The organism is Paenibacillus guangzhouensis (assembly GCF_009363075.1).
GTDB lineage: Bacteria > Bacillota > Bacilli > Paenibacillales > Paenibacillaceae > Paenibacillus_K > Paenibacillus_K guangzhouensis.
This window is the reverse complement of the sequence record NZ_CP045293.1, coordinates 1,256,845-1,269,410: the sequence shown is the minus strand read 5'-3', so window position 1 is coordinate 1,269,410 and position 12,566 is coordinate 1,256,845. Positions and strand designations below refer to the sequence as shown.

The 12,566-nt window shown below is 40.9% G+C and carries 10 protein-coding genes; all 10 read right to left on the bottom strand.

Annotation, left to right across the window (positions count from 1 at the left end):
* Positions 1-43 precede the first annotated feature (43 nt).
* The 10 genes from GCU39_RS31355 to GCU39_RS31775 all read right to left on the bottom strand — a co-directional run bounded on the left by GCU39_RS31355 (position 44) and on the right by GCU39_RS31775 (position 12,533).
* Positions 44-208, bottom strand: a complete 165-nt coding sequence (locus GCU39_RS31355) for a hypothetical protein (RefSeq protein ID WP_193726780.1) — start codon at positions 206-208, stop codon at positions 44-46.
* A gap of 4 nt (positions 209-212) precedes the next feature.
* Positions 213-677 (bottom strand): hypothetical protein, encoded by a 465-nt coding sequence (locus GCU39_RS05605; RefSeq protein WP_152392607.1) that lies wholly within the window; start codon positions 675-677, stop codon positions 213-215.
* 170 nt (positions 678-847) lie between these two features.
* Entirely contained in the window at positions 848-1,285 is a 438-nt protein-coding gene (locus tag GCU39_RS05600; RefSeq protein ID WP_152392606.1) for a hypothetical protein, read from the bottom strand.
* Between the two features lie 18 nt (positions 1,286-1,303).
* Positions 1,304-3,445: a polymorphic toxin type 30 domain-containing protein gene (locus GCU39_RS05595; protein WP_193726779.1), complete on the bottom strand. Its 2,142-nt coding sequence runs from the start codon at positions 3,443-3,445 to the stop codon at positions 1,304-1,306.
* Positions 3,446-3,561: 116 nt separating this feature from the next.
* Positions 3,562-6,090: a DUF5704 domain-containing protein gene (locus tag GCU39_RS05590; RefSeq protein WP_152392604.1), complete on the bottom strand. Its 2,529-nt coding sequence runs from the start codon at positions 6,088-6,090 to the stop codon at positions 3,562-3,564.
* 799 nt (positions 6,091-6,889) lie between these two features.
* Positions 6,890-8,221 (bottom strand): S-layer homology domain-containing protein, encoded by a 1,332-nt coding sequence (locus GCU39_RS05585; protein ID WP_152392603.1) that lies wholly within the window; start codon positions 8,219-8,221, stop codon positions 6,890-6,892.
* A 465-nt stretch (positions 8,222-8,686) separates the two neighbouring features.
* Positions 8,687-9,154 carry a hypothetical protein gene (locus GCU39_RS05580; protein WP_152392602.1) on the bottom strand — a complete coding sequence of 156 codons (468 nt, stop codon included), beginning with the start codon at positions 9,152-9,154 and terminating at the stop codon, positions 8,687-8,689.
* A 135-nt stretch (positions 9,155-9,289) separates the two neighbouring features.
* Positions 9,290-9,646 carry a hypothetical protein gene (locus GCU39_RS05575; protein ID WP_152392601.1) on the bottom strand — a complete coding sequence of 119 codons (357 nt, stop codon included), beginning with the start codon at positions 9,644-9,646 and terminating at the stop codon, positions 9,290-9,292.
* A gap of 261 nt (positions 9,647-9,907) precedes the next feature.
* On the bottom strand, positions 9,908-10,372 hold the full coding sequence (locus GCU39_RS05570; protein WP_152392600.1) for a hypothetical protein: 465 nt from the start codon (positions 10,370-10,372) through the stop codon (positions 9,908-9,910).
* A gap of 19 nt (positions 10,373-10,391) precedes the next feature.
* Positions 10,392-12,533 (bottom strand): EndoU domain-containing protein, encoded by a 2,142-nt coding sequence (locus tag GCU39_RS31775; RefSeq protein ID WP_227793451.1) that lies wholly within the window; start codon positions 12,531-12,533, stop codon positions 10,392-10,394.
* Positions 12,534-12,566 lie beyond the last annotated feature (33 nt).

Sequence of the window (12,566 nt, the reverse complement as noted above, 5' to 3'; positions counted from 1 at the left end):
CGTTTGAAATTATGCGCTGCCTAAGAGCACCTTGCTGCATACGTTATTCTTTAGACTTCATTGCCTTGCGTTCCCAGTATCTGCGCTCGTACTCTTTCGCTTTCAAACGGTTCTCCGGCTTCTGCCGCCATTTGCGCCGATACTCACGTTCGTATTGTCTTCTATATTCCCGACGGGCTTCTGATGCTTCCGGACTCAATGACATCATTAGCTTATCCCTCCAGTTCAGCTAACCGTTCCGTTTGAACAGCTAAGCATCTTGCTGTTTCATTCATTTCTTCTTCTGCTCGGCGTATCATTGCTACTGCTTCTTCTTTCACTTTTTCAAGCTCTGTTTGTTGTCGAGCCAACATATTTTCGTTATAGGCACTCTTCTCCTTCAGCACAAATGCTTCAATTTCAAGTTCATTCATGTTGCGAATCGCTTCTAACCTCTCATGAGCGTCTAGCTGATCTGATAATGATGTCAATCTTTTTGCTTGGTCAAACAACTGATTTACTTCTATCATCACCTGTGCGTCGGTTCGTCCTGACTGTTTCAGCTTATCCGTTTGGTTTCTTAACTCTCTGGCTTGCTGGTAATGCTCCTCGATTTGTGCTCTAATCGCTTCATACTCTGCTTGAGCCTGTGCAATTAATCCTGTTTCCTCTGTTACTGCCTGCACTTCTTTTGCCATTCGTTTCATCCTCCTTTGATTTTGAGCATGCAAAAAAAGCTCATTCCTACTCATAGTTCAAGTGGGAAAGAGCTTTGAAAGTTTATCAAGTGTTTGTTAATTGTTTAGTGTTTGGTTTGTTGGTTGTATTGTACGATCTTGTTGCTAAGAAGTAAATATATAAACCATTGTTAGTTTTGTTTTTTAGACCAATATCCTTCGATTTCATTGATTGCATTTATTGCATCTGCTCTAACACTCCTATTCTCATAGTCTACATACTTAGTCAGATAGGATAAGTAATTCTTTCTATAAGTGAAACTTAATGTCGTCAATGCAGAATGAAGACATTCTTCAGGTAAACTATCAAGATTATCTGCTAAGATATCGAAGTCAACCCCACTAATATTTTTATAAGTTGCTGCGGTAAGTATTGTATTGAATATTTCCTCCTTCATCTCTAAATTCTCTTCTTTAATTCCAAAATCAAGCAATGTTGTAACTAAACCATTAAAATTATCAATTGAATTATTATATGATTCGAAAATATCACAAAGGTGGCTTAATATTTCTGTTTTTTCATCGGTATCCGAACTGGAGAGTATTGTCTTTAGTTCTTCTATAACCAATTTCTTCACCTCACTTCATTATGGAGTAAAAGGGATATGAGTATCATTAGCAATTGACTCATCATAGTGAGGACTGTTCTCTCTGAGGACATTTTCTTTATGAAAATTCCCTTTCGAATCCATTGTCCACTTCCATTTTGGGTTAACCTGCTTGACTTCTACTCTATAAATCCAACCATTTGCAGCATTGCTTCCGGATGGAGCAGTTGGATCGACACTGTGTGCTCGAACATCCCATGTCTTTCCTGCTTCATCAATCCATCTAAATTTCACTCCGTCCTTAGCCCCTCCCGGTACTTCCCGCCAAGGAATTTGCTTAGCATCAGCAGGTATCCTAGATATCAGATCATTTACATCTTTAACGTTCTGGAAGTCCCCAACCGCTCCGGTACCAATTCTATTTAGGTCTATATTCTGAGCTTCACCCGTCCCCTCAATCCCCGATTTCCCCGGATCACCCTTCCCATCTATCTTAGATACATTCGGTCCATCATGTAAGGATGACGGTTTCGATGGCCCGAAGTCGATCTTCTTCGTATTCGGCATCATCATCATGACACCCTCGGGGGTCATCGCCAGCCGATATGGCGACATATTCGAAAAAGATTCTTGAAGCCGGGACACGGAGGTTGGATAATCGATCTTCTTCATCTTTTTCGCGATCGATGTCATCGCTTCCGTCACTTTTTCTACCTTACCAACCTTCGTTACGGATACGCCAGGCACGAGCATTGATGCTACCGCGCCAATCATCTCCGCTTTTTTCTCCGGTGAAGCTGATTCAAAATCAGTATACATTTTTTTCGCCGCTTCGACGAGTACTTCGGGGTTAGATGCAAGATAGCTTACGGTGTCAACGATTTCTTTCGTTGTCTTCCCTGGATCTACGACAAAATTAAAAGCAAATTCCAGTGTGCCAACGACCCCGTTCACTGTCTCTGTAATTAGACCTTCCGCAAACCCTCTCAGTACACCATCGACCATTTCCACATTTTTACGCCATTCCGTCTTGCCATACGTATCATCCAGCCACGTTAAGTATTCAAGCAACGGGTTCATCATCTTATCGTTTTGTATATGCTCTTGGAAATACTTGAACGTTGTCTCATTCTCTTTGTTGTCTGGTGTAATGGGTGTACCGTCCGGCAGCTTCGTTGGTGGGAGATTCGCTTCAAGCTGTTTCTGGATTTCCGCCAGAATATCTGCCCTTCGAATCTCTTCTACGATATCATCATAGTTCACGAATGCCCATTTTCTGTATTCTTGGTCCGCCATACTAAGGCGAATCATGGTGAGTAGCCTATCGTCGGACGGCATCACCGAATGGTCATTCTTCAGCGGATTATACTGACATGCAGATAATGGTGCTCCCGTATATTCGGATCTCAAGTTCACATCCTTATCATAATATGAACGATTCATCCCAAGCCCCGACAGCATGGACCTTGCCTTCTCCGCCGCAGCATGCGCCCCTTCCATATAGGCGGTTTGTCCAAACTGCTTATATACCTCATAGGCTGCTTGGCATCGTCCTACCTCGATTAGTGCTTCGCTGATCTGTTCTAATTTCTGCTGGGCTTCGATCTGCTCTTGCATCGAACCTTGCTGCATCATCTGTAGCAAGGCTGCAACCTCAGCATCTCCTTTATATTTCTGCATCCGATCGATCAAGGTCGTTCTCTGGATTTGCAGCGTTAGACCTCGGAAAAATCCAAATAATATCGTTGGAATCGGCGCTGCTCGGTACCAGGAGAAAGAATCCTTTAAGTATTGGATTGCGTAGTTCCCCCATCGATCCCAGGAAGCCCGCTGGCTAGCCGTTAATGGCCGTTGTTTCAGGATGGACCCTTGCGCATTTTGTTTAACATCACCTTTCATGAGCGCTCTCGCATCTAACATCGTTTGCTGCTCTGCAGCTTGGATCTTACTGATGGCGAGTCGGATGAAATCGCTCAATTGCTCCGCCTCATCCGTCAGTCGATTGATCTGGGATTGGGCGAACTGGGCCTGACCGGATATGCGGGAATATAATTGTCCGTCCATTTGGGCTAGAAACCCACTCAACTGTGTTCGCATATAATTCGAATGATCGGCCACTTCCTGCAGATCCTTCCGCAGCTTCTGCATCCCATCGCCTTGAAACACCGATTTCTGAGCCAAAGTGTCTACTCCTTTCCTGCTCAGATGCATCACTCTTGTTGTGGTAAAGGAGCTTCGAATTTCTTCGAAGCTCCTGCTCTTAGGTGAGATGGATGACATCATTCGTCGTCTTTCTCTTAATGTCCTGCACCTTGGTAATCATTACGTACGGAATAATCGGATTCGAATAAGATATGATCTCCCCATTGGTACACAAAACGATTGCCGTATATATCACTCGATGAAGTCACTTGCCCCTCGATCTCCCACATATTCGCGATCGGGGCATGGTACCCTAGCAATTGCACAGTTTTACCGTTCTTTTCTCGCAATGTATTGATTTTGAAATTAACGATAATATAACCGTTCTTCAAAAACTCTTTTTCTTTACCCGTTAATGCACCACCATAACGATTAGCCAAGTTCAACACGGATGTCCCTTTAGGTAGAACATATGGCGCTACCGGCAAATTATATTCCCCGTACCAATGCTGTACGCTTCGTTCCGCTCTTTCTTGCGTCACGTTCGATCCAGTAGGTGGTTGTGGGCCAATAATGGTGCGAGAGCGATAGCCTAGCATCTCGTTGTTATATCCTTGATCACTAATCTGGAGTTGACGTGTTATATATTGTTGATAGAATTTCCCCCATGGTGTTGCTGCTCGCTCATATGACGTCCAGATGAAGTTGTATTCATACGCCGCGGAACGCTCCAGCTCTGCCGTACTGATATTCCGGAACGGGTCCGCTAGCTTATAGACTCGACTATACATTTTTTTATCGACAGCCGATCCCACTTGGATCATCTTGTTCGATGCACCAGATGCATCGTAATACAAATCGACTTGTTGCGGTATACCGCCTTTTCGCGGTACGAACCAGAAGGTAGGCGTAATACCAATGCCTTCTCCTACGTCCCACACATTCCCAATCGTCTTAAAGTCGAATAAGTACGTATACCCGTTGTGCGGCACGTTCATCGCGTAGGTTGGATGTGATCCAGGCCTTACTGGCAAGATCCATTGCGGTTGATTCCATAGCGGGGTATTGATTCGATTTTCATCTCGACCACCAGATACGTAGTAACGTGAAGCATGTGCGGTTTTTCCCTTTTGCGCGCGGAACACATCTTCAAATCGGAAGTCACCAATATCCCATACTCGGAAACCGAATAGCCTCCCAACGACATCGACATCCATCGTCCGTTTGGCGCAATGGTTTTGGAGGTTGCTGTTTTTCTCAGTTTCGCAGCCGTCTCCAGCATTAATCGCAATCACTTCGGTCTCGATCGTATACTTCCCCTCATCAATCCAAGTTGGCATTTTGAATGTCTTTTGAGGTGTGCCTACACCGATATAGATCCATGTGTTTTCTTCGATATATGTATCTCCATCAAAGACGCCAAAAGGAAATTTCACACGTTTCGCTTCAGTATATTTCGTGAAAGGGGCTGTATACCCTGGTTTGTTAGAATGGTACCCGTTCTCGTCTAGCTTCACCGTAAACGGTCGGTCCAAAATAACCACTGGGATACTCATATTCGGTACCATCCGTTGATCGAAGGGACGATTATCATCGAGCACTTCAGCATAATCAACAACCGGTGTATGTACTGTGACGATGTTAATGTTCTGGATCGGATATTCTTGATCGCCATCCCCGTTGAAGTCAAAGACCAGTTGGGTATAATAGATGGTCCCATCACTTTGTCCGACATGATTCGTCTTGTAGTACTCGATTTGTAGACTATCCTCTCTAAGAACTTGACCCCCGATCAATGTTGGAGATGGTATCTTAAGTGGGCTAGTTCCTTTCTCTTCTTTCTCGCTGCCATCCATGATAACTGATCCATTAAAGTTCAGCGTATCGTTGTTGACTTTGGCCTTCCCAACAGCTTTTTCAGCATATGGTTTCAGGTTCACCTCAGCCGCAGTAGGGGTAGATGGTTTGCTGCTGCCGTTGCCACCTTTAATGTAAACAGGTGGCTTTTCTGCATCCTTCATTTCTGGTTCAATAAACTTCCCAGTATTCTGGGCATCGACATTTGGCGCAGTGTAGTTCTGCGGGTTCAGCATCACCGTTCCACCAGGTAACGCATAATTGTTCATCTCGGCATGGTCGATTGCATAGACACCTAGCTGTTCTATAACCCAGTACGAATATTCTCTTTTCACTTCTATTTCTTCTGTAAACGAACCATCTTCGCTTTGATCTACCGCCGGAAGCTGTTTGCCATCCGGCCCCGTTCCTCCTGGTTCTTTCCACTTTAACGTATAGTCTTGCGTCACAGGGATCGTGTATTTACATTCCCCAACCATCTCAACAAATGTATTTTCGTACAAGTAGTTTTTGCTAATGGTGTTAGCAACGAGATGTTCAGAAGATGGAATTCCGATCACGGCATCGAAGTTTCTCGGGTTGTGCGGCGTATCTGCTAGAATAGACCCTGTTGCTGTAGGCTGCATGTCCTGCGCACTAATGCGTCCACGTGGCGTGGGATCTGTACATTTTCCTTTAGGCGGCTTAGGATCTTTTTTGTCTACTTTTTTGTACTCTGCAACAACATAAGTGTCCGTAATATCAACCGTCGGGTTACGATTGGTTGTTTTAGGGTCAGGCGCAGTTACAATGTGCTCTTTTTTCCAAGATTTAATTTCTGAAGTCACAAAAGAGCTTACGATTTCGTACTTTACACCGTTTTTCGAATACTCTTTTGGGAAGGTTGTTTTAAACCCCTTACCGATATCAAATTTATCATGAAAAAAATAATTCCATTCGTCAGCGGTTGGAACTAACTTTTTTGGGGGTTCTAGCAACCCACTCGATGATAGACCAGTAAATCGTCTGCCCTGTTCAATCATAACATTATAGACATCTGATGGTCCTTTGATAGGAAAAGGCTGATTGTAGTATTTTTTAAAATCTTGTTGCGTTTGAGGTGACCATTCAATTCCATATGGTTTTAGAGCATTAAGTATTTTTTCATAGCTTTCATAACGAGTCGTTGTACCCTCAATAAATTGTGGGAAATCTCCGTTCGAATTAGATATCATGAAAATGGAACTGGCATACATCTGGTTTCCTGGGTTGGGGTCGCCTTTTAAAGCGGTTTTATATACATCCTGCACTTCGTTCCGACTAAAAGTACAAGTAAAAAATATAGTCCCCGGAGTTGTTTTATCATCATCATCGCATTGCTTTTTATAATCTTTTAACCAGAGTATTGCTTTTTGATCTAAAAGATATGGTTTCATATCATTCGATACTTTTTTATGAATATAGAACCCTACTGTTCGATATCGATATCCGCCTCCAGAAGCTTTAACCTTTGTTTTGAACACAAGTGTTCCATCCCCAGGAGAGGTCAAATCAGAATCTGCGAAAACTTGATTTTGAAAAGACAGGAAAAAACCAAGAAAGAATACAATTGCTAATATTTTCCTCATGTTGAATGTCTTCTTTCACTTATTTAATCAGCTTATAATCATATGTAATGTCTTCTCCATACCCTGACAATCTGTCATCAGCAGTTAAAGCAATATTGGTGTAACCTTGATATCTTACTCCTACACTTTTAGAGTTAAATGGTGGATTCAAAACTTGATTCCAGAAAATACTCCATTCAAAGAAATGATCATCCCAATCACTAAAAGCCTCTTTAGGGGCAGAAACAATTGTAAAGTCAAACTTACTACGCATTTTATTAAATCCTTGTCTATACACCATACTTGGTTCGGGTTGGACACTTCCTTTCGTTACAATTTTATATTTCTTCACCCAGTCAACATATTTTTTTAAGTTTCTCAATCTCTCATTAATACTATATTGATTTTTCCCCTCGAGACTTAAACTTTTATGTAGTTCCTCTGCCCATTTGTAGTCTATTGTGCGATAATCAATGTTCAACACATGATCGAAGTAATCTTTAATATTTTTAGAAGCCTTATTTGCTCGCGCAATACCGAACCCATCTAAGTAATTCTGCGCACTTGTAGTGATTGAAAAAATTTTGATTTGTTTATATGGCATTTCATACATCTCGTTCGGAATATCCTCTAAAATGTAAGGAAAATCTTTCGCATTTTTAGGTAAGTTTGTCGTTCGAATCGCTCGACCCCATGGATCCAGCTTCGCAGCAGCAAAGTCCTCCGCTTTTTTTATTGCAGCTTCATCAACAGGCAGCTTCTCTCCATCACGCACTTTTAGTATTCTCTCAATAATGACGACGGATTGCGCACGTGTTGTTGTTTCATACATATCTAATTGCCCTTTACCTGTCCCATGAATCAATCCGTTTTTTGTTGCAAGAACCATATATTCTCCATCCGTCGTCGCCGTTAGCCCCGCAGAACGTACAGCTACTTTAGCCATTTCTATCCGTGTCATCGGATCATTATATCCATTGGCTGGGTATTCCTTATCTCCGATGACATTAGATTTCTGAGCAGCATAAAAATATGGCCAATACCACGGATTAGCCTCAACTTCTAAAGGAAGACCAAGAGCAGTTACGGCCATTTTGATGAATTCCACACGACTTACAGAATGGTCCGGTTTAAACGTCTTATCCTCATAACCGTTGACATACCCTTTCGTCGCCGCATTGATGATTTCCATTTTACCCCAATGGTTAGCGATATCTTTGAATGCCGTAAAAACATTTGGAACTTTTACTTCTGTCTCTGCTCCCTGCACACTTTCTGTACTTAAATTCTCCCCTTCCGCGAATATACTTCCTTGGACGCTTGTTATTACCATCGCCGCTGCAAGGAATGCAATCATTTTTCGTTTACTCATGAATAATCCCTCCGATGTACAATTTCTTTATGAAATGAATAAATCCAGTCACTTTGAACTATCACAAAATGACAGGTTACCCACACAATATACCACTTTTCTACATTTTTTGTTGTCGAATTTTGTCTTATTTATAACTTTATTCCTAAGACGAAAGAAACTAGCTCCTTACGTGCATATTCCCCGTAAAAGAGCTAGTTTCAATGGTTTTGATTTATATATTCTTAAAATATTGATAGCCATACGCAAGACAATAACAGATATATGCTTGGCTTAATCTCCTCCCGCCAAAACTAAGGTTCGTTGTACGAGTCGGGCGGTAAATGAAAAAACAGGTCAATCATGGTGGTATCTAACCATAATCGACCTGTCTAAAGTAACACAATAGCGTTATTTAGGTTATGAAATTAATACATTTGATGAGCGAATCAAAATGACGAAATCTAAATAGGTGGATGAAAAATCCTATTTTTTCCCTTCGATATAAGAATGATCAAGTAAACTAAGTAGGCTAGAAGTTAAGTACTTTATTTGGTATTGATCCAAATCACTATTGACAATTAACTGACCATTCTCTTTTCTAAGTAGCTGATCTGAACCATTTTCTAAAAACAACATATTCCCACCACATTGTTTTATGAACTTCCCCATAACTTTAAACAAAGATTCTAGTCCTTGATAAAATGTGTTACCAAATAATTGAACCCTAATGCAAATATTAACATCTAAATCATAATGGGTTCTAACAAAATTGATATCTGAAATATCCTCGAGTTCAAGAGCCAATGAAAAGTTTTCAGTTCCGATTACTATTTCTTCTTCATCATTCTGAACCGATACCTTTTCATTCAAAATGTTGACTATTATTTTTTCAATAACTTCTGCCAATGATTTGCAACTCAAATTGGATTCTAAAAACAATTCGAAATCCATGCATATCTATCCCCCAGATATCCTTGTGATTTTACCGTCAACCACAAATAATAATTCTTGTAAGTTTTTAAATCCCCGTTTGGATTAGCTTTCCTTAGAATCCCATGTAAATTATATGGATCAATAACATTTTTTCTATACTTTATATGCTTCTGACTTAATAAAATTATCCACTAAAAATTTATCATCATCACTTAATTCCTTGAAAACTTCATTAAATCTTATCTTTGCATCTTCATTTTGTAAAAGAAATAAGGTTGCTACTGCTGCATGTCCAAACTGCCATAGTCCAATAAACTTACTGTCTTTCAAAAGTTCTCCAAGTTGAGTTAGTCTATCAACTATTCTGACATCGCAGTAATTTCTTTCTATTATTTTAAACATCGCCATAGCTATAACTCTTAAATTTTTGGCTTCTAGGCAAGTAATTAAATCTTCATTTTTTATTGTATCAGTCTTAATTTCTTCTGCTAATTCAGCTATTGAGGCCATAAATATCTTCCCTTAATAAATTTTTATTCGTCTATAGGACCATATCTATCAATAATATCATGCTAAGTCGAATCATTGTGAGAAGCTAATAAATTCCGCACCCTTATCTTTTTTCGGATAACGTATTATACGCTCTAGCCTTCCTTAACTTTCTAAATCTAGCCCTATATTTTCCCATGCTCTTCATATCTTCCTGCATATGGCCTACATATTGAAAAGCCTATTCCTCATTAGGAATAAGCTTCGCAGTGTTTGTTATCTTTATCCGTTATTTTCTATATTCTTAACTTCTATCATTTTTTGTTCAACCCAATTCATAACCATTTTTGCCTCCTCTAGCGCAATTACCCCCCTGTCGCTTTTATATTTATAAGTTTCATAAGCCCATACTAATATAATTTTCACAAATTCAACTGTTTCTAATTTACAGATCGGTTCAATTTCATCTTCTTCCTCGTCATAAAATGGATCTTCAATTATTGTATAGTCTTTATAGGATATAACGCTTGATGCATTTCCTCCATGTCTATATTCGGGTATATTTCCCCTTAATAAATCAACATAATTATCAATATCATTTTTCAAATCTTTAAATCTCCATGGTATATCAGATCCTAAGGGATCACTTATCATGCTGGCGAACTCTAATGATTTTTCCTCGTCAAAATCCAATACTACTATATTGAATTGGTCCATATATTTCAATTTATATTTATATTTTATCATTATTCAAACAACCTCCAATTCAATATACTGGATATGCTGAAATTATCTTATCATTTCTTAAAATAAACTCTATTTCCATTCCCGTGCTTGTTTTCCCTAAATATTTATTGTTTTTTATTATTACTTTATTATTAAAAGCTTCATTTACTGATTCTATCACCTGTTGTGGTGTCCATTCCTTTGGAAAAAATGTGGATTTAGGTCCTTTTAATACTCCACTAATTTCAACATTGGCTTGATATACACCAAACTCATTAGGTGGATCAATATTTCCGACAATTTTACCGTTACTATTAGGCATTCCTTCATAATGAAAACCATTGGCATTTCCATTTTTGAGTATTTCTCCATCAAAGATATGATTTAATCCATTTTCTTTAGTCCCTATTTTAAAGTTTTCTGTGTTCTGAAGACTACCAAGCCATTTCTCTTTATCTACAACAGGTTTACCAGCTTGTCCCTTCCCATCTATCTTAGACACATTCGGTCCATCATGTAAGGATGACGTTTTCGATGCCCCGAAGTCGATCTTCTTCGTATTCGGCACCATCATCATGACACCCTCGGGGGTCATCGCCAGCCGATATGGCGACATATTTGAAAAAGATTCTTGAAGCCGGGACACGGAGGTTGGATAATCGATCTTCTTCATCTTTTTCGCGATCGATGTCATCGCTTCCGTCACTTTTTCTACCTTACCAATCTTCGTTACGGATACGCCAGGCACGAGCATGGATGCTACCGCGCCGATCATCTCCGCTTTTTTCTCCGGTGAAGCTGATTCAAAATCAGTATACATTTTTTTCGCCGCTTCGACGAGTACTTCAGGGTTAGATGCAAGATAGCTTACGGTGTCAACGATTTCTTTCGTTGTCTTCCCTGGATCTACGACAAAATTAAAAGCAAATTCCAGTGTGCCAACGACCCCGTTCACTGTCTCTGTAATTAGACCTTCCGCAAACCCTCTCAGTACACCATCGACCATTTCCACATTTTTACGCCATTCCGTCTTGCCATACGTATCATCCAGCCACGTTAAGTATTCAAGCAACGGGTTCATCATCTTATCGTTTTGTATATGCTCTTGGAAATACTTGAACGTTGTCTCATTCTCTTTGTTGTCTGGTGTAATGGGTGTACCGTCCGGCAGCTTCGTTGGTGGGAGATTCGCTTCAAGCTGTTTCTGGATTTCTGCCAGAATATCTGCCCTTCGAATCTCTTCTACGATATCATCATAGTTCACGAATGCCCATTTCCTGTATTCTTGGTCCGCCATACTAAGGCGAATCATGGTGAGTAGCCTCTCGTCTGACGGCATCACAGAATGGTCATTCTTCAGCGGATTGTACTGACATGCAGATAATGGTGCTCCCGTATATTCGGATCTCAAGTTCACATCCGTATCATAATATGAACGCTTCATCCCAAGCTCCGACAGCATGGACCTTGCCTTCTCCGCCGCAGCATGTGCGCCTTCCATATAGGCGGTCTGTCCAAACTGCTTATATACCTCATAGGCTGCTTGGCATCGTCCTACCTCGATTAGCGCTTTGCTGATCTGTTCTAATTTCTGCTGGGCTTCGATCTGCTCTTGCATCGAACCTTGCTGCATCATCTGTAGCAAGGCTGCAACCTCAGCATCTCCTTTATACTTCTGCATCCGATCAATCAATGTCGTTCTCTGGATTTGCAGCGTTAGACCTCGGAAAAATCCAAATAATATCGTTGGAATCGGCGCTGCTCGGTACCAGGAGGAAGAATCCTTTAAGTATTGGATTACGTAGTTACTCCATCGATCCCATGAAGCCCGGTGACCAGCAGTAAGTGGCCGTTGTTGCAGGATAGACCCTTTCGCATTTTGTTTGACATCCCCCTTCATGAGCGCTCTCGCATCTGCCATCGTTTGCTGCTCTGCAGCTTGGATCTTACTGATGGCGAGTCGGATGAAATCGCTCAATTGCTCCGCCTCATCCGTCAGTCGATTGATTTGAGATTGGGCAAGTTGAGCTTGTCCAGATACGCGGGAATATAATTGACCGTCCATTTGGGCTAGAAAGCCACTTAATTGTGTCCGCATATAATTGGTATGATCGGCCACTTCCTGCAGATCCTTCCGCAGCTTCTGCATCCCATCGCCTTGAAACACCGATTTCTGAGCCAAAGTGTCTACTCCTTTCCTGCTCAGATGCCTCTC